The organism is Burkholderia sp. Ac-20365 (genome assembly GCF_017104715.1).
Taxonomy (GTDB): Bacteria; Pseudomonadota; Gammaproteobacteria; order Burkholderiales; family Burkholderiaceae; genus Paraburkholderia.
In genome coordinates this window covers 35,838-54,658 of sequence record NZ_JAAGPI010000052.1, presented here as the reverse complement: position 1 = coordinate 54,658, position 18,821 = coordinate 35,838, and the positions used below count along the sequence as shown (strand labels likewise).

The window sequence follows — 18,821 nt, the reverse complement described above, 5'->3', positions numbered from 1 at the left end:
GTCGACGCGCTCGCGCAGGCGTTGCCGCGCGCGGTGCCGGGCAATCCGCTGCTGCTCGGCAGCGACGCGCGCGCCGAGCATTTCGGCACGGCGCTAAAAATTCTCGCGGATCAACGCTCGACGGGCACGGCGTTCGTCGTGCATGCGTCGACGCACAGCGCGCCCGTCGAGGAAGTTGCGCAGGCGCTGATCGCGAATCAGCGCTACGCGTATCGCGGGCTGCTCGCGTGCTTTTTCGGCGGCGTGAAGCGCGAGACACGCGATGCGCTGCACGAGCACGGCATACCCGTACACACCACGCCTCAACGGCTCGCGCGCGCGTTCGAGCGTCTGGTCGAGTATCGGCTGGTGCGCGAACTGTTGATGCAGACACCTGAAGGTCAGCCCTTGCGCGTGCCGGAAGCAATCGACGCCGCGCAGGCGCAGGCGTGCGCGGCGCTGTCCTCGGGCGTGACGCAGCTCGACAGCGACGATGCGGCGCGCCTGCTCGCTCACTTCGGCCTGCGCACGGTGCCTGAGGACGCGCGCGAGGACGCCGTGGTCGATATCGGGGTCGAGCTGCGCGACGACGACAACTTCGGCCCGGTGTTCCGCTTCACTGCGCCGCCCGAACACGACGAAGCCCGGCCGATGTGCGTGTTCGGCCTGCCGCCGCTGAACCCGGTGCTGTCGCGCGACATTCTGTCGAACTCGGCGTATTCGCGCGAGGTCGCGCCCGAGCCGGTCATGAATACGTTGACGGCGATTTCGCAGGCGGTGTCGGAGATACGCGAGATCGTGTCGCTGAAGCTCGCGTTGCGCGTGATGCGAAACGGTGCGGCGATCGTCGCGCCGCGTTTGCGGCTGTCGGCGAACCGCACGCGATTCGCGATCATGCCGTATCCGCGCCGTTACGAAGAGACGCTCGACTGGCGCGGCCAGCGCATCACGGTGCGGCCCATCCGGCCGGAAGACGAAGCGGCGCACCGCGACTTCGTCGAATCGATGACGCCCGACGATCTGCGTTTGCGCTTTTTCGGCGCGATCGGCAGCTTCGACCATTCGCAGCTCGCGCGCATGACGCAGATCGACTACGACCGCGAGATGGCGCTGATCGCGACCATACCGAACCCCGACGGATCGACGCACACACTCGGCGTGGTGCGCGCCGTTGCGGACCCGGACAACGAAACGGCCGAGTTCGCGATGGCCGTGCGTTCTGATCAGAAGGGCAGGGGGCTGGGGCGTTTGCTGATGGAGCGCATCATCGCGTATGCGCGTGCGCGGGGCACGCACTGGATCGTCGGCGAGGCGCTGCGCGAGAACGCCGCGATGATCGGCCTTGCGACGGCCGTCGGCTTCACGACGACGCGCACTGAAGATCCCGGTGTCGTCGGTTTCAGAATGGCGCTCGATCAACCGGACGACGGCAAAGAAAAAGGCGGCGCGCCGGGGTTCGGTGCGTCGCCTGCGTGTTCCGCGAATCCGCGCTGAATGATCAGCGTGTGTGGCTTTGCCAGCTTGTTTAAGCTGCGAGCTTTGCGGCTGCCGCTTCCACCTGATCGCGCGAGACAGCGAGTTCTTCGAGCCATTCGGGCGCATACGTTGCGCCCGTTTCGCGTTCGAGACGCGCGATGGTTGCTGCGCAGCGCATGGCGTCCTTCGGCGTCGCGATAAACGACTTCACCGATTGACCTGCGGAGAATGCTTCGAAGAGCGGGACGCGGACTTCATCGGGGAGCGCGCGAGTCCATTGATACGGCTTCCCGTTGAAGGTGACCGTCGGCGGCAGCACGCGTTCTTTTTTCGCGGCGGGGATCAGGCCGAAGTTACGGGCTGCATCGCCGATCTGATCGGCCGAGAAGAGTTCATCGGGCGTGATGTCGAACTGCGCGATGAAGGTCTCGATCTGCTTCATCGCAGTGGCGCGGTCGTCGCGCTTTTGCTGCGCGCGGGAGACGATCTGGCGGAGCTCGTCGGCTTCTTCTTCGGTGATGGTGAAGCTTGCCTGCTTCTGCTGGAGTTCGGAAAAACGCTGGAATTCGAGGTCGGACAGAAGTTTGGCCATAAGGGTTTGGGTTTGCGCGTGGGCGCAACTAGCTTTGTTCGGGATTTGGGAGGGGCAGTAGTTTAGCGCATTCGCGGTTTTGGTTTGGTTTGGTTTTGGTTTGGTTTTGGTTTTGTCTTGCGACGCTGGGGTGGTTTGCTTGTGTTCGCCGCTGGCATCCGCGCTATGCCTTCGTGATTCATGCGTTGCCCCTGTGCGGGGCGGCACTTACTTTCTTTGCCGCGGCAAAGAAAGTAAGCAAAGAAAGCCGCTCACACCGCCAATCCTTGACGTTTTACCCACGGGCCCCCAACGGCCCCGTCCCATTCGCGGCATCGTTCTTCCCGATGCCCGCTGCCAACGCTTCGAATGCACGCCTCACCCGCTTCATGCTCCCGCGTCACCACACGCGCGATCAAACTGCCCACGTCCTATAGCGGCAAACTGTGTGTAGGCCATCGCGGCGTACACGCATCACTCCGGACTGAAAAGCACGATCGGTGTCGTAAGAGCGCGGACGTGTGAAGCACTACGACCTACACACAGTTTGCCACCTGGGCGGCCGTAGCCATTCGCTGCCGCTGGCAGTTGTACGGGTGATTGAAGTGGGTGAGGCGCGTAGCCGAAGCGCTGGCAACGTGCGGTGACTGAGAAGTTGCCGTGTGAAGCGTAAGAACTGTTGGGGGCCCTCAGGCGGAGGTCAAGAACGGGCGGTGTTAGCCCGCTTTCTTTGCTTACTTTCTTTGCGGCGGCAAAGAAAGTAAGTGCCGCCCCGCACAGGGGCGACGCATGAAACACGAAAGCGAATCGCGGATGCCAGCGCAGAGCCATAAAAACCAGACCAGCGTCGCGAGACAGCCCAACGCCGATGCCAGCGCAGGAGCCCCAAAAACCCAAAAAACCTCAACCACGCGCTGCGCGCATAAAAGAACCTTTAAGGCTCACCAAACATGGAAAGCCCCTGCACAGTCTCCCGCAACATCACAGTAACCTGATCAAGCGAAGGCGCAACATACTCATCAATCCGCTTGAGATAAGGACAAGTCATAGCAGCAATCGCCGACCCGCCAGCGGTCAGCAAAGGAAACGTCAAATCAGTGACACCAAAAATCTGCTGACTGTCTTTCTGCGAAAACCCCGCCTCGCGAATCGACTCGCAAACAGCCTCGAGCGCGCCATGATCGATCGTGACCTCGCCCTTCACCTTGGTATGCTCGGCCAGCATATGCGCCCGCTGCTCGGTCGTCTGAAACGCCAGCAAAGTGCGCCCTGAACTCGTATCGATCAACCCGACCCGCGAGCCCAGCCGCACCGAAATCCCCCAAGTCCCAGGTCCGTCGACCTGCGCGACCACCAGCAGATTGCCGCGATCATAAACAGCCAGATGACACGACTGCTCGGCATCTGCGGCAAACCGCTGCATCAACGGCAAGGCCTCGGAGATGAGCCGGTTCATCGGCGGATGCCGGTGCGCCAGCGCATACAGCTTCAGGCTCAGTGAATATCGGTCGCCGCCCGCCGATCGCACCACGTACTGACGCGCCACCAGCCGCTCCAGCATCCGGTACATCTCGCTCGCATTGCGCCCCAGCAGCTTCGTGATCTCCGCGCGCGTCAGCCCGCCCTTCTGCTCGGCAAGCAGCTCCAGTATGTCCAGCCCCTTATCCAGCGCAGGCGCGCGATATCGGTCGGCGTCGTCCTTGTCGTCTACATCCATCGTCGGCAATCGGTTCGTTTTTGACATTCGCATCGATTATCGGCTGTCAAAGGACAGTCACACAGGGCACCACGCTCCAGGGAAAACACCCACGCCCATCGCATTGACTTGTAAAAGTTCGTATATGAATAATACGTTCATTGGTGAATGAACACACCAATACCCATAAAAAGAAAGTGCAGGTCGATGTACCCGGTCCGCCGGTTCCTCTTCCCACAACGCAGACGGGCGTCAACGCCAAGCGCCAACTCCCGTCGACATGGAGACAAGCATGGGTTTCGCCAAAGAGCCGCGCACGGCTCGCCGCTTCATCGAACGTTCGTTGACGGCCGCCGTGGCCGCGGCGTGTGTCACGGGCATCGCGTTCAGCACGGCCGCACAGGCCGCCGACACAGCCAAGGTCGGCCTCGGCCTGCCGCTTCTCACGTCGCCGTTCTGGCAGTCGTACAACAACTATCTACCGAAGTACGCGAAGGAAATGGGCATCGACATCCTCGCGCCCGTCAACTCGAACAACGACCCCGCGCAGCAGATCACCGACATGAACAACATGGTGAATCTGGGCGCAAAAGGGATTGTGGTCGGCCCGATCGATTCGGCGGCAATCAGCCGCGCGCTCGATTCGGCCTCGGCGAAAAACGTCGCGGTCGTCGCCGTCGACGTCGCGCCGACGCAAGGCAAGGTCGCGATGGTCGTGCGCGCCGACAACCGCGCGTACGGCACCAACGCGTGCAAGTACATCGGCGAGCACGTGAAGTCGGGCAAGGTCGTGCAGATCATGGGTGATCTCGCTTCCGTCAATGGACGCGACCGCTCGGAAGCGTTCCGCGCGTGCATGAAGAATTACCCGGCGCTGTCGGTGCTCGAAATTCCCGCCGGCTGGAAGGGCGATGTCGCGGCAAGCTCGCTCGACAGCCTGCTGACCGCGAACCCGGATGTGAAGGGCATCTACATGCAGGCCGGCGGCGTCTATCTGTCGCCCACGTTGCAAACGCTGCGCCGCAAGCAGTTGCTGGTGCCGGCCGGGGACCCGAAGCACATCGTGATCGTCAGCAACGACGGCATTCCGCAAGAGTTCGACGCGATCCGCAAGGGCGAAATCGACGCGACCATTTCGCAGCCCGCCGATCTGTACGCGAAGTACGGCCTGTATTACATGAAGGCCGCGCTCGCAGGGCAAACCTTCAAGCCGGGTCCGACCGATCACGGCAGCAACATCGTTCAGTTGCAGCCGGGCGTGCTCGAAGACCAGTTGCCCGCGCCGCTCGTGACGAAGGCGAATGTCGACGACAAGAACCTCTGGGGCAACACGCTCAAATGAACGCTGAGACGACACACGACGCGAACGCGTCCACGCAGCCGGTCGTCGAGGCGTTTGCCGTCAGCAAGCGCTTCGGCAGTCACGCGGCGCTGAAGGAAGTCTGCATGCGCGTGATGCCCGGCGAGTCGCATGCGCTCGTCGGACGCAACGGCGCGGGGAAATCGACGCTGGTGTCGATTCTCACCGGCCTTCGCAAGCAGGACACGGGCGAGGTTCGCTTCAACGGCGAACTCGCGCCGCCTGTCGCGGACCGTGATGCGTGGCGCGAACGTGTCGCGTGCGTCTATCAGCATTCGACGATCATCCGTGAGCTGTCCGTCGCGGAGAATCTGTTTATCAACCGGCAGCAGACGCGCAACGGCGTGATCGACTGGCGCACGATGCGCCGCGATGCGCGCGCGCTGCTGGATCACTGGAAGATCGACGTGCGCGAAGACGCGCGTGCGGGCGATCTCACGGTCGAAGCGCGGCAGCTCGTCGAGATTGCGCGGGCGCTGTCGTATGGCGCGCGTTTCATCATTCTCGATGAGCCGACTGCGCAACTCGACGGCGATGAAATCAAGCGGCTTTTCAGGCGCATCGAAGAGCTTCAGCGCGAAGGCGTGACGTTCCTGTTCATCTCGCATCACTTGCAAGAGGTGTACGAGATTTGCCAGGCCGTGACCGTGCTGCGCGATGCGCGCCGTATCGTCAGCGCGCCGGTGTCGGCGTTGCCGCGCGAGCAGTTGATCGAAGCGATGACGGGCGAACGCGGCGGTCTCAACGTCACCGATGCCGCGACCCGCTCGCCATTGCCTGCCGATACGGCCGTCGCGTTGCAAGTCGAAGCGCTCACGGGCGCGGACTATGAAGACGTCTCGTTTGCCGTGAAGCGCGGCGAAGTCATCGGGCTCACGGGCGCGACGAGCAGCGGACGCACGAGTGTCGCCGAAGCGATCGCGGGCTTGCGCAAGCCGCGGCGCGGCGGCATTCGCGTCGATGGCGAAGCGTTGCCGCCCGGCGATGTGCCCGCTGCGTTGAAGCGCGGTATCGGCTGCGTGCCGAAGGATCGTCATCACGAAGGGCTCGTGCTCACGCAATCGGTCGCGGAAAACGCATCGATGACGATCGCGCGCATGCTCGGCAAGTTCGGCATCGCGCCGCCCGCAAAGAAGAACGCCTTTGGCAAGAAGATGATCGACGCGCTCGGCATCGCTGCGCGCGGGCCGGAGCAAGCCGTGTCGGGTCTGTCGGGCGGCAATCAGCAGAAGGTCGTAATGGCGCGTGCTTTGGCCACCGACCCGGACGTGCTCGTGCTGATCGATCCGACGGCAGGCGTCGATGTGAAATCGAAAGAAGCGCTGTTGTCCGTTGTCGATCGCGTGCGCGAAGAAGGCAAATCGGTGATCGTCGCGTCGGGCGAGCTGGACGATCTGCGCGTCTGCGACCGCGTACTGGTGATGTTCCGTGGCCGCATCGCGGCCGAGTTTCCGGCAGGTTGGGAAGACAACGACCTGATCGCATCCGTTGAAGGAGTCAGTCTCCATGAAGAATAGTGTGCCCGCGTTTGCATCGGCTCAATCGGCCCAGGGAATGGGCGCAGGCGCCGCGCGTCCGCGTATCGAATTCGCGCGTCTGCGCGATCTCGCTCTGGTGCCCGCGCTCGCGTTGCTGATCGTGATTGGCGCGTTCGTCAGCCCGAGTTTTCTGACGAAGGCGAATCTGATCAGCGTGCTGGGTGCGTCGGCGGCATTGGCGCTCGTCGTGCTCGCCGAATCGCTGATCGTGTTGACGGGCAAGTTCGATCTGTCGCTCGAATCGACGGTCGGTATTGCGCCTGCTGTCGGCGCGATGCTCGTGATGCCTGCGGCTTCGGCGGGTTTCGGTTTCGAATGGCCTGCGGCTGCGGGTTTGCTCGCGATCGTCGTGGTCGGTGCGGTGATCGGTTTTATCAACGGCTTTCTGGTGGTGCGCCTCAGGCTCAACGCGTTCATCGTCACACTCGCGATGCTGATCGTGCTGCGCGGGATGCTTGTCGGCGCGACCAAGGGCGGCACGCTGTTCGATATGCCGCCGTCGTTCTTCGCGCTCGCGACGACCATCGTGCTCGGCTTGCCGTTGTCCGTGTGGCTCGCGGCTGTGGCGTTCGGCATCGCCGCGTTCATGCTGCGTTATCACCGGCTGGGCCGCGCGCTGTACGCGATTGGCGGCAATCCGGAAGCGGCGCGCGCGGCAGGCATTCGCGTCGAGCGCATCACGTGGGGCGTGTTCGTGCTCGGCAGCGTGCTGGCTTCGATTGGCGGCATTGTCGTGACGGGTTATGTCGGCGCGATCAACGCGAATCAGGGCAACGGCATGATTTTCACCGTGTTCGCCGCGGCGGTGATCGGCGGCATTTCGCTCGATGGCGGCAAGGGCACGATGCTCGGCGCGCTCTCCGGCGTGCTGCTGCTCGGCGTCGTGCAGAACCTGCTGACGCTCGCCCAGGTGCCGTCGTTCTGGATTCAGGCGATCTACGGCGCGATCATTCTCGGCTCGCTGATGGTGGCGCGACTTGCTAGCGGCGAAGGACAAAACTGACATGACAGACCAACGCCTGATTCTGCTGAGTCCCGAAGACAATTGCCTGATCGCCGGCGCACGTCTCGAAGCGGGCACGCAGGTCGATATCGAAGGCGAGCGCGTGACGCTCGTGAAGACGATCGAACTCGGTCACAAGGTCGCGCGCCGTGCACTGCACGCCGATGAAAAAGTGCTGCGCTACGGCGCGGTGATCGGCCACGTGACGACGGACGTCGCGCGTGGCGAGCATCTGCACACGCACAACCTCGAAAGCGATTACCTGCCGACGTACACGCACGACGCAGGCCACGCATTCGTCCATCATTGACGCGGGCTCAACAGAACATGACCGACATTTCCGAAGCGAATACCGCGCAATCAGCACTTCAGGGCTATCTGCGCAGCGATGGACGCAAGGGCATCCGCAACGTGGTCGCGGTGGCGTATCTGGTGGAATGCGCGCATCACGTCGCGCGTGAGATCGTCGCGCAGTTTCGTCCTTCGTTCGATGCGTTCGACGATCCATCCGCAGAGCACGAAGCGCCTGTTCATCTGATCGGCTTTCCGGGCTGCTATCCGAACAGCTACGCCGAAAAGATGATGGAGCAACTGACCACGCATCCGAACGTCGGCGCTGTGCTGTTCGTGTCGCTCGGTTGCGAGAGCATGAACAAGCATTATCTCGTCGACGTGGTGCGCGCGAGCGGCCGCCCCGTGCATGTGCTGACGATTCAGGAAAAGGGCGGCACGCGCAGCACGATTCAATACGGCGTCGACTGGGTGCGCGAAGCGCGTGTTGAACTCGCAAAACAGAAGAAAGTGCCGATGGCGTTGTCCGAACTCGTGATCGGCACGATCTGCGGCGGCTCCGACGGCACGAGCGGCATCACGGCGAATCCCGCAGTGGGGCGTGCGTTCGATCACTTCATCGAGCACGACGCGACCTGCATCTTCGAAGAAACGGGCGAACTGGTCGGCTGCGAATTCCATATGAAAAGCCGTGCGGCGCGCGACGATCTCGGCGATGAAATCGTCGCATGCGTGGCCAAGGCCGCACGCTATTACTCGATACTCGGCCACGGCAGCTTCGCCGTCGGCAACGCGGACGGCGGGCTGACGACGCAGGAAGAGAAGTCACTGGGCGCGTATGCGAAGAGCGGTGCGTCGCCGATCGTCGGCATCGTGAAGCCCGGCGATGTGCCGCCCACGGGCGGTCTCTATCTGCTCGACGTGGTGCCCGATGGCGAGCCGCGTTTCGGTTTTCCCAACATCAGCGACAACGCGGAGATCGCGGAACTGATCGCGTGCGGCGCGCATGTCATTCTGTTCACGACGGGCCGCGGGTCCGTGGTCGGCTCGGCGATTTCGCCCGTCATCAAGGTGTGCGCGAACCCGAATACTTACCGCAACCTGTCGGGCGACATGGATGTCGATGCAGGGCGTATCCTTGAGGGCCGCGCGACGCTCGACGAAGTGGGCCGCGAGGTGTTCGATGTGACGCTTGCCGTCGCGCGCGGTGCAGCGTCGAAATCCGAGTCGCTCGGGCACCAGGAGTTTATCCTTACGTACAAGACGTTCGAGCCGGTCGGGCCCGCGTGCCTGCCATCGAGTGCGGCGTTGCCGCATCGGGTGGTCAGCGTGGCCGCGCAGTGAACACAACCAACAACATGGAGAGCGAGACGATGACGGACGCGGCAGGTTCCAACGTGCGCAAGCGGCGCAGCATCGGCAAGCGCGCGCTCGAAGTGACGGGCCTCGGTCTCGGCACGGCGCCGCTCGGCGGACTGTATCGCGATCTATCGGACGAAGAAGCGTTCGGCGCAGTGCAGGCCGCGTGGGACGCAGGCGTGCGTTTCTTCGATACCGCGCCACACTATGGACACACGAAAGCCGAACATCGTCTCGGCGATGCGCTGCGGCGCTATCCGCGCAGCGAGTTCGTGCTGTCGACCAAGGTCGGCCGTCATTTCGTGCCGCGCAAGAACCCGTACGACGGCAGCGAAGGCTGGCAAAACCCGCTGCCTTTCGAGGCGATTTACGACTACACGCGCGACGGCATTCTGCGTTCGTTCGAAGATAGTCAGCAGCGCATGGGTATCGTCGATATCGACATTCTGCTGGTGCACGATATCGGCGTCGTCACGCATGGCGAGCGCAACGCGCACTACTGGCAGCAGCTGACGCAAGGTGGCGGCTTTCGCGCGCTGGAGGAGCTGCGCTCGCAAGGCGTCGTGAAGGCCGTCGGTCTGGGCGTGAACGAAGGTGCGGTGATACTTGCTGCCATGCGCGAGTTCGATATGGATTGCGCGTTGCTGGCGGGCCGCTACACGCTGCTCGAACAGGCGACGCTCGATGACCTGCTGCCCGAATGCGAGAAGCGCAATGTCAGCATTCTGTTGGGCGGCGCGTTCAATTCGGGGATTCTCGCGCGCGGCGTTCAGGGCGATCTCAAGTTCAATTATGGCGAGGCGCCGAAGGAAGTGATCGAGCGCGTCGCGCGTCTGGAAGCAGTGTGCAAGTCACATGACGTCCCGCTCGCTGCTGCCGCGTTGCAGTTTCCGTATGCGCATCCCGCGGTCGCGACGGTGCTGACGGGCGCGCGCAACGCGGACGAACTGCGCGAGAATGTGGCTTCGTTCGACAAGCCGATTCCCGCTGAACTCTGGCAGGCGTTGCGCGACGAAGGCTTGCTCGACTCGCGCGCACCCGTGCCGAAGGACTAGTCTGTTCGTGACACACATCATGCAGATCGACGCACATCAGCATTACTGGAACCCCGAGCGCGGCGACTATGGCTGGCTCACGCCGGATCTGCTGCCGCTGTATCGCACGTTCGGCCCGCAAGATCTCGCGCCGTTGTGTGAACGCGCGGGCGTGTCGCGCACGGTCGTCGTGCAGGCTGCGCCGACTGTCGAAGAGACGCGCTATCTGCTCGGACTCGCGCGTGACGAAGATTCGATCGCGGGCGTAGTCGGCTGGGTGCCGATGCTCGATGCCGACACGCCCACGTTGATTGCCGAACTCGCACGCGAGCCGAAGTTCAAAGGCGTGCGGCCGATGCTGCAAGACCTGCCCGACGACGAGTGGATCGCCAATTCAGCACTGAAGCCCGTCGTCGATGCATTGATCGCGCACGACCTCGCATTCGATGCGCTGATCTTCACGCGTCACGTCGATGCGCTGGAAACATTCATCAGGCGCTTTCCGCAACTGCGCATTGTGATCGATCACGGCGCGAAGCCGCCGATCCGCGATGGCAGGGCAGGCTGGCACGCGTGGGCCGAAGGCATTACGCGGCTCGCGCAACTGCCGCATGTGCACTGCAAGCTGTCCGGTCTCGCAACGGAAGCCGCGCAAGGCTGGACGGAAACGACGCTGCGTCCTTACGTCGATCATCTGCTCGCAGCGTTCGGACCGAAGCGCCTGATGTGGGGCAGCGACTGGCCTGTGCTGAACCTGAATGGCGACTATCTGCTATGGCATTCGATTGCGACGCAGTTGCTCGCGTCGCTCTCCGATGCGGAGCGCGATGGCGTTTTCGGCGGCAACGCGGCGGCGTTCTATCGCTTGTAATACACACTGACATTTCCACGATCGCGCCGGTGAGCAGCCGTTGCAATACCCGGTATGACTGAAACGCCAATCCAATGGGAGCCTTAAATGGTACAAAGACTGGCCGGGAAGACGGCCTTGATCACGGCAGCCGGACAGGGCATCGGCCTCGCTACGGCCGAGCTTTTCGCGCGTGAAGGCGCACGCGTTATCGCGACCGACATCCGCATCGACGCGCTCAAGGACAAACCCGTCGAAGCACGCCAGCTCGATGTGCTCGACGGTGCAGCGATCAAGGCGCTTGCGCAGGAAATCGGCCCGATCGACGTGCTCTTCAATTGCGCCGGCTACGTGCACGCAGGCTCGATTCTCGAAGCCAGCGAGGAAGACTGGGACTTCGCCTTCGATCTGAACGCGAAGGCAATGTACCGGATGATCCGCGCGTTCCTGCCCGCGATGCTGGAGAAGGGCGGCGGGTCGATCATCAATATGTCGTCGGCGGCGTCGAGCGTGAAGGGCGTGCCGAACCGCTTCGTGTATGGCGCATCGAAAGCGGCCGTGATCGGTCTGACGAAGGCCATCGCCGCCGATTTCGTCACGCGCGGCGTGCGTTGCAACGCGATTTGTCCGGGGACGGTACACTCGCCTTCGCTCGAACAGCGTATTGCAGAACAGGCGAAGGCGCAGGGCGCAACGGTCGACGCGGTGCATGCCGCGTTCGTCGCGCGCCAGCCGATGGGCCGGGTCGGCAAGCCGGAGGAGATTGCGGCGCTGGCGTTGTATCTGGCGTCGGACGAATCGGGGTTCACGACGGGCCAGGCGCATGTGATCGACGGCGGCTGGTCGAACTGAGCCTGAGTCTGGGCAATGCGGTATCGACATTCATGAATCACGGAATCACTGAACAGAGGAAACTGCAGCGATGAAACTGCTTCGTTATGGACCGAAAGGCCAGGAAAAGCCGGGCTTGCTGGATGCGCAAGGCAAGATTCGCGATCTGTCGAAGGTGGTGGGCGACATCGACGGCAGCACGTTGACGGATGCGGCGCTCGCGAAGCTGCGTGCGGTCGATGTTGCGTCGTTGCCGGTGGTCGAAGGTAATCCGCGCATCGGGCCGTGTGTCGGCAAGATCGGCAAGTTCGTGTGTATCGGTCTGAACTATGCGGACCATGCCGCCGAATCGAATCTGCCGGTGCCGAGCGAGCCTGTTGTCTTCAACAAGTGGACGAGCGCGATTGTCGGTCCGAACGACGGCATTGAAATTCCGCGCGGTTCGAAGAAGACCGACTGGGAAGTGGAACTGGGCGTGGTGATCGGCAAGGAAGCGAAGTATGTCGACGAGGCGAATGCACTCGACTATGTTGCGGGTTATTGCGTGATCAACGATGTGTCCGAGCGTGAATGGCAGATCGAGCGCGCGGGTCAGTGGGACAAGGGCAAGGGCTTCGATACGTTTGGGCCGATCGGGCCGTGGGTTGTGACGCGTGATGAAGTGGCTGACCCGCAGAATCTGAAGCTGTGGCTCGAGGTGGATGGGCATCGGTATCAGAATGGCAGCACGAAGACGATGGTGTTTGGCGTTGCCAAGCTGGTTTCTTATCTGTCGCAGTGCATGAGCTTGCAGCCTGGAGATGTGATTTCTACCGGCACGCCGCCCGGGGTTGGGATGGGGGTTAAGCCTGAGGCTGTTTATCTGAAACCTGGGCAGGTTGTGAGGCTTGGGATTGAAGGGCTCGGGGAGCAGGAGCAGAAGACGTACGCGGCGGAATAAGGTTTGGTTTTGGTTTTGTCTTTGTCTTGCGACGCTGGGGTGGTTTGCTAGTGTTTTCGCTGGCATCCGCGTTTTGTCTTGCCTGCTTCAAGCGTTGCCCCTGTGCGGGGCGGCACCTACTTTTCTTTGCCGCGGCAAAGAAAAGTAGGCAAAAGAAAGCCGCTGAACACCGCTAGTTCTTTTCTCCGCCTGAGGGCCCCCAACGGGTCCTCTCCTTCACGCGGCGTCGCTCTTCTCGACGCCCGCTGCCAACGCCTTGAATCGGCGCCTCACCCGCTTCACACTCCCGCGTCTTCACACGCGCGACCGCATCTCCCACGTTCTATAGCGGAAAACTGTGTGTCGGCTATCGCGGCTTATGCGCTTCACTCCGGACTGAAAAACACGATCGGTGTCGTAAGAGCGCTGAGGTGTGAGGCACTACGACCTACACACAGTTTGCCACCTGGGCGGCCGTAGTCATTCGCTGCCGCTGGCTGCGCTACGGGTGATTGAAGCGGGTGAGGCGATTATTCAAGGCGTTGGCAACGCGCATTCAAACGGAGCCGGTTGCCGTGTGAAGCGGAAGACCCTTTGGGGGCCCTCAGGCGGAGGTCAAGGACGGGCGGTGTTAGCCCGCTTTCTTTGCTTACTTTCTTTGCGGCGGCAAAGAAAGTAAGTGCCGCCCCGCACAGGGGCAACGCTTGAGGCACCAATGGCAAAACGCGGATGCCAGCGAAACCACAAGCAAACCAAACCCCCGTCGCACGACAGAAAAAAATGTCATTCACGCATATGCCTCTCACCCTCATGCAACGGCGAAGCCCCCAAATCACCTCCATCTCCGATCCGGTTAATCGTCCCCTGCGCGACAGCGACAAGCCTCTCCTTATCCCCATCGGTGACAAACACATTGCACTGACAGGTAGCCTGCTGCCGCCCCACATAAACAACTTCGGCGCGAGCCATCAAAACCCCGCTAACAGCAGGCCGCAAATAATTGATCTTGTACTCACCGGTAACAACCCGGGGCCCAAGCGCCAGCGCGCCAGCAAACGTCAAAGCGTTATCAGCCAGATAACTGATCACGCCCCCATGCACGAAGCCATGCTGCTGCCGCAACTCATCGCGAATCGGCAGACACAGCGTCAGTTCATTCGCACCGACATACATCAGCTCGGTGCCGAGCAGCACGCTGAACGGCTGGGCATGCAGCGCGCCGCGCGCCCGGTCGAGTAGATCTGTCATCGTCGTTCCTTCGGGTGTCACCCGCCTGGTGATGTCCCAACTCTAGGAAGCATAAATGCGTCGCGTCAAGGGAATTCGGAGGATCGTGCGGCAATTATTGTGAAAATCGACGCAAACACGCCGCGTAAGCACCTGAAATGCTCAAACGCGAGGAATTTGCCGGCAAACGCTCAAGGCATCACCTGACATTGCCGTAAACCCGGATGCATTCCCCGTCCTTCTCAGCAATTCAGGTGTTTAGATGTTCAGCAAGATCAAGGTTGCATCCGGCTTGTTATGCGTTCTGGCCGCGTTCTGTATTTTCCAGCTGGTGACGGAGGGGCTCGGTTTCTGGTCCATGACGCGCACACACGATGACGTCAGCGACCTTGCAAACGTCGCATTGCATCAGGTGAACGCCGTCAACGAGACGACCCAGCATCTGATGGACGCCCGTATCAACCTGTCGCGCGCCGGCACGCGCATGGTTCGCGGCGGCGCGGAACCGACCGATATCGTCCAGCACGCGCGCGAGCAGCTCGCCGCCGCCGATCACTCGTTCACGGTTTTCATGAACGCCCCGAAGCTCAACGACGAAAACAACGCGCGCGCGGCCGCGCTCAACGAGAAGTATCAAAAGATTCACACCGCGCTCGGCGAACTGGCGCAATACCTCGACGCCGGCAACATCCAGGCATTCCTCGATCAACCGACGCAAGGCATGCAGGACGCGTATTTGACCGAACTGCACAACTTCACGCAATTCGGCGACGCGTTTGGCCGTGCATCGATGGATTCGATCGACGAGCGGCAGACGGTATTCCGTTCCGTCGGTCTCGTGATTCTCGCGCTGCTGCTGGCGGGTACGGCAGGCGTGTACGTGGCGTTGCGACGCGGCGTCGTGGGTCCGCTGGAAGAAGCGGGCCGCCATTTCGAGCGTATTGCGCAAGGCCGCCTGAACCAGCCGATCGAAGCACGCGGCACGAATGAGATTGGTCGCCTGTTCTCGGGGCTGTCGGTGATGCAGGCGAGCGTCGCGCGCACCGTGAAGACCGTGCGCGAAGCCGCCGATTCGATCTATATCGGCGCGGACGAAATCGCGACGGGCAACGCCGATCTGTCGGCGCGCACGGAGAATCAGGCGGCATCGCTTGAGGAGACGGCGTCGAGCATGGAAGAGTTGACGGCGACGGTGCGTCAGAACGCCGACCACGCACGCGAAGCGAACGCGTTGGCGGAGACCGCACTCGATGCGACTTCACACGGCAGCAACGTCGTCAATCAGGTTGTCGCGAAGATGCAGGGCATTGCACAGAGTTCGGACCGCATCGCGGAGATCATTACGGTGATCGACGGGATCGCGTTCCAGACCAACATTCTCGCGTTGAACGCGGCCGTCGAGGCAGCGCGCGCGGGCGAGCAGGGCCGCGGTTTTGCCGTTGTCGCGGGCGAGGTGCGTGGTCTTGCGCAACGCAGCGCGCAGTCGGCGAAGGAAATCAAGGAACTGATCAGCGAGTCGGTTGCGGAGATTCAGGGTGGCTCGGTGCTCGTCGAGCGTGCAGGTGAAGCGATGCGCAACGTGTCGGATTCGATCTCACGTGTCACGCAGATGATGGCTGAGATTAGCGCTTCGTCGCTGGAGCAGAGCACGGGGATCGAGCAGGTGAATCAGGCCGTCGTGCAGATGGATGAGATGACGCAGCAGAATGCTGCACTGGTTGAAGAGGCAGCGGCGGCTGCGTCGTCGTTGCATCAGCAGACTCGGCAGTTGAAGGATGCTGTTTCCTCGTTTGAGATTTCTGATTCAGTGTTGGGGTCGCGGCGTGGGCGCGAATTGGTTTCTCCTGGGTTTGGGGAAAGTGCTTTTGTTGTTTAAGCGCGGTGCTTGGGTGGTTTGGTTTTGTTGTCGCTTTTGCTGGCATCCGCGTTTTGTCTTCGTGCTTTGGTTTTCGCTGGCATCCGCGATATGACTTGCCCGCTTCACGCGTCGCCCCCGTGCGGGGCGGCACCTACTTTTCTTTGCCGCGGCAAAGAAAAGTAGGCAAAAGAAAGCCGCTGAACACCGCAAGCTCTTGTTCCTGCCTGAGGGCCCCCAACGGGTCCTCTCCTTCATGCGGCAACCTCTCAGTCACCGCCCGTTGCCTGCGCCTTGAATCGGCGCCTCACCCGCTCCACACTCCAGCGTCGCCACATACGCGATCAAATCTCCCACGTTCTATAGCGGCAAACTGTGTGTAGGCTTTCGCGCCGTACACGCATTCACTCCGGACTGAAAAACACGATCGGTGTCGTAAGGGCGCTGAGGTGTGGAGTACTACGACCTACACACAGTTTGCCACCTGGGCGGCCGTAGTCATTCGCTGCCGCTGGCTGCGCTACGGATGATTGAAGCGGGTGAGGCGATTATTCAAGGCGTTGGCAACGCGCATTCAAACGGAGCGGTTGCCGTGTGAAGGATAAGACCCGTTGGGGGCCCTCAGGCGGAGGTCAAGAACGGGCGGTGTTAGCCCGCTTTCTTTGCTTACTTTCTTTGCGGCGGCAAAGAAAGTAAGTGCCGCCCCGCACAGGGGCAACGCCTGAAGCACCGATAACAAACCGCGGATGCCAGCGAACGCCCATAAAAACCAAACAAAGCGTCGCAAGACAGCCAAAAAACCTCACACCGAAGGCAAAGCCCCATAAGCCGTAGCCAAATGATAAGGCGTAGTAGAAGGCATATCCGCCCGCGAAACCTCGCCTTCCAGCGTCATACACTCAACCCAGCCTTGAGCATTCAGGAACCTCGGCTGAAACCTGGCAATCTGCTGCGGCAGAACGGCACGAACATCAGCATCCTGATGCACAGCAAGCGCCCGCAGATATTCAGTCTGAGCCCAGATCCGCTGCGTCGAATCCTTGACGCCACCGGCCTCATCGAGCGCAGCATGCACACCACCCGTTGCGGAATCGACCCCGCGCCGATGCGCAAACACAAACGCACGTCCAAGCGCTTCGCGCAAACCTGAACCATCAAGCACATCACCAGCTTGCTGCACGAGCCAATACCACTCGAACTGATGCCCAGGCTCGAGCCGGTTATCCGCACTGCCGACAGGCAACTCAGCAATACATCCCGTCGGCTGATGCACGAAAGCGCGTGCAATCGCCGCACCGAGCTTCGCAAGCGCACTATCAAACGCGGCATCCTTCGTCGCCGAACGCGCCGCGAGCCACGCTTCCGTCAAATGCATCAACGGGTTCTGCAACGGCATGTCGCCGCTCGCCGAGAAGTCCGCGCGCAGCGCCGCATGCAGCAAACCGTCATCCGCAGCAAAACGGTCTTCGATCAGCGATGAAGCCCGATGCACGATGTCCAGTGCATCGCGATTGCCCGAACGCGCGCCATATTCGGCGCAGGCGAACACGACGAACGCGTGCGTATACAGATCCTTTGTCGTATCGAGCGGCGCGCCCTCTGCGTCCACGCTATAGAACCATCCGCCATGCCTGCTGTCCTGAAAGATATGGATCAGCGATTCAAACAGGCGCTGCGCATGCTCCATCTCCCCCGCGAGCGCAAAAACGAACAGCTGACGCGCGCACGCCATCGCGCGGTAGCGGGTGACGGGCAACGGTGTGCGGCCATCGGCGGCAACGGCCTCGTATGGCAGACCAAGCGTCGTGTTGAAACCCGGACCCCGCCAGATCGGCAGGATGACACGCGCGAAATGGTCGCGCAGCGCGGCTGCGAGCTCAGGCGTGGATGCGGTTGCGTTCATGGTGCGAAAAGTCGAAAGAGGGATTACAGGCGAGCGCGCTGACCTTCCAGCATAAGGCATACGGCGTGCGTCGGGCATCGGGACGCGGACGCTGTAAGGCAACGGCAACCCGCGACATCACAAGGAGAACAATATGCTCAACAACTTCGAACTCATTTCCCGGCTCGTACTCGCGGCGGCGCTCGGCAGCGTGATCGGCTTCGAACGCGAGCGGCTTTCGTGGGCAGCGGGGCTGCGCACGCATATGCTCGTGTGCGTCGGTTCGACGCTCATCATGATCGTGTCGGCGTTCGGCTTCGCCGACGTGCTGGGCAACGAACATGTCGTGCTCGATCCGTCGCGGATCGCCGCCCAGGTCGTGTCCGGCATCGGCTTTCTCGGCGCCGGCTCGATCCTGCTGCGCGGCGAGATCATCCGCGGCCTGACGACGGCGGCGAGCCTGTGGTCCGTCGCCGCGATCGGGCTGGCCGTCGGCGGCGGATTGTACACCGCGTCGATTGCCGCGACGATCATCATTCTGATCATCCTGGCCGGGATCAAACCGATCGAAAAACGCTTCATCACCGTCAAGCAGCGACGCCAGCTGTCGATGCTGGTCGAACGCGGCTCGATGACGTTCCACACGCTGCACGAGGCGCTCGGTCCGGCAAGCCCGCGCGTCAAGCAGTTCATCATGCAGCAGAGCGACGACGACCCGCAGATGGACGAAGTGACGATCACGCTGCATCGCGTGTCGTCGACGGAGTACACGGCCATTTGTGGGCAATTGCGCGCGATTCAGGGCGTTAAAGAGTTTCGGGACAATGGCGAGCCGGCGTGAATGCATTCGAGCCCGACGTCTTCCGGCAATGTGCGCTGTTCGCGGTCGCGAGTCTGGCATCCTCGGGCGAAGCGCCGTCGCAAAAAGCCCGCGATCCGTTTCTGTGTCC

General features: G+C 61.9%; 16 protein-coding genes. 12 read left to right on the top strand and 4 right to left on the bottom strand.

Translation table 11 applies throughout. The annotated features are described in order from the left end of the window. Positions 1 to 1,473: GNAT family N-acetyltransferase (locus G3O01_RS41240; RefSeq protein WP_205813230.1), on the top strand; the 1,473-nt coding region annotated here is incomplete at its 5' end. Positions 1,474 to 1,504: 31 nt separating this feature from the next. Here the strand turns inward: G3O01_RS41240 and G3O01_RS41235 are convergent. Both G3O01_RS41235 and G3O01_RS41230 read right to left on the bottom strand, forming a co-directional pair. After that, positions 1,505 to 2,047 carry a hypothetical protein gene (locus tag G3O01_RS41235; RefSeq protein WP_205813236.1) on the bottom strand — a complete coding sequence of 181 codons (543 nt, stop codon included), beginning with the start codon at positions 2,045 to 2,047 and terminating at the stop codon, positions 1,505 to 1,507. A 913-nt stretch (positions 2,048 to 2,960) separates the two neighbouring features. Further along, positions 2,961 to 3,743: an IclR family transcriptional regulator gene (locus tag G3O01_RS41230; RefSeq protein ID WP_205813229.1), complete on the bottom strand. Its 783-nt coding sequence runs from the start codon at positions 3,741 to 3,743 to the stop codon at positions 2,961 to 2,963. A gap of 271 nt (positions 3,744 to 4,014) precedes the next feature. Here G3O01_RS41230 and G3O01_RS41225 point away from each other — a divergent pair, with 271 nt between their 5' ends. The 9 genes from G3O01_RS41225 (at position 4,015) to G3O01_RS41185 (ending at position 12,928) form a co-directional block, all read left to right on the top strand. Continuing rightward, positions 4,015 to 5,064: a sugar ABC transporter substrate-binding protein gene (locus G3O01_RS41225; protein ID WP_205813228.1), complete on the top strand. Its 1,050-nt coding sequence runs from the start codon at positions 4,015 to 4,017 to the stop codon at positions 5,062 to 5,064. Further along, positions 5,061 to 6,599, top strand: a complete 1,539-nt coding sequence (locus tag G3O01_RS41220; protein WP_205813227.1) for a sugar ABC transporter ATP-binding protein — start codon at positions 5,061 to 5,063, stop codon at positions 6,597 to 6,599. Before G3O01_RS41225 ends, G3O01_RS41220 begins: the two co-directional genes overlap by 4 nt. A 37-nt stretch (positions 6,600 to 6,636) precedes the next feature. Next, on the top strand, positions 6,637 to 7,623 hold the full coding sequence (locus G3O01_RS41215) for an ABC transporter permease (protein ID WP_241024695.1): 987 nt from the start codon (positions 6,637 to 6,639) through the stop codon (positions 7,621 to 7,623). A gap of 1 nt (position 7,624) precedes the next feature. After that, positions 7,625 to 7,933, top strand: coding sequence for a UxaA family hydrolase (locus G3O01_RS41210; RefSeq protein WP_205813225.1), 309 nt, complete (start codon positions 7,625 to 7,627; stop codon positions 7,931 to 7,933). 17 nt (positions 7,934 to 7,950) lie between these two features. After that, on the top strand, positions 7,951 to 9,258 hold the full coding sequence (locus G3O01_RS41205; RefSeq protein WP_205813224.1) for a UxaA family hydrolase: 1,308 nt from the start codon (positions 7,951 to 7,953) through the stop codon (positions 9,256 to 9,258). A 29-nt stretch (positions 9,259 to 9,287) separates the two neighbouring features. Further along, positions 9,288 to 10,328 carry an aldo/keto reductase gene (locus G3O01_RS41200; RefSeq protein ID WP_205813234.1) on the top strand — a complete coding sequence of 347 codons (1,041 nt, stop codon included), beginning with the start codon at positions 9,288 to 9,290 and terminating at the stop codon, positions 10,326 to 10,328. A 19-nt stretch (positions 10,329 to 10,347) separates the two neighbouring features. Beyond that, complete coding sequence (locus G3O01_RS41195; protein ID WP_205813235.1) at positions 10,348 to 11,178, top strand: amidohydrolase family protein; 831 nt, start codon at positions 10,348 to 10,350, stop codon at positions 11,176 to 11,178. A gap of 87 nt (positions 11,179 to 11,265) precedes the next feature. Next, positions 11,266 to 12,009, top strand: a complete 744-nt coding sequence (locus G3O01_RS41190; RefSeq protein WP_205813223.1) for an SDR family oxidoreductase — start codon at positions 11,266 to 11,268, stop codon at positions 12,007 to 12,009. A 70-nt stretch (positions 12,010 to 12,079) separates the two neighbouring features. Further along, positions 12,080 to 12,928, top strand: coding sequence for an ureidoglycolate lyase (locus G3O01_RS41185; protein WP_205813222.1), 849 nt, complete (start codon positions 12,080 to 12,082; stop codon positions 12,926 to 12,928). 762 nt (positions 12,929 to 13,690) lie between these two features. On the opposite strand, the gene G3O01_RS41180 is transcribed toward G3O01_RS41185, so the two are convergent. After that, a complete protein-coding gene (locus tag G3O01_RS41180) occupies positions 13,691 to 14,155 on the bottom strand; it encodes a PaaI family thioesterase (RefSeq protein ID WP_205813221.1) in 465 nt (154 codons plus the stop codon). Between the two features lie 241 nt (positions 14,156 to 14,396). On the opposite strand from G3O01_RS41180, the gene G3O01_RS41175 reads away from it, so the two are divergent. After that, positions 14,397 to 16,010: a methyl-accepting chemotaxis protein gene (locus G3O01_RS41175; protein ID WP_205813220.1), complete on the top strand. Its 1,614-nt coding sequence runs from the start codon at positions 14,397 to 14,399 to the stop codon at positions 16,008 to 16,010. A 781-nt stretch (positions 16,011 to 16,791) separates the two neighbouring features. On the opposite strand, the gene G3O01_RS41170 is transcribed toward G3O01_RS41175, so the two are convergent. Then, positions 16,792 to 17,892, bottom strand: coding sequence for an AGE family epimerase/isomerase (locus G3O01_RS41170; RefSeq protein WP_205813219.1), 1,101 nt, complete (start codon positions 17,890 to 17,892; stop codon positions 16,792 to 16,794). Positions 17,893 to 18,025: 133 nt separating this feature from the next. Between G3O01_RS41170 and G3O01_RS41165 the strand changes: the two genes are divergently transcribed. Beyond that, the gene (locus G3O01_RS41165; RefSeq protein ID WP_205813218.1) at positions 18,026 to 18,712 is read left to right on the top strand and encodes an MgtC/SapB family protein; all 687 of its coding nucleotides are present in this window, start codon (positions 18,026 to 18,028) and stop codon (positions 18,710 to 18,712) included. Positions 18,713 to 18,821 lie beyond the last annotated feature (109 nt).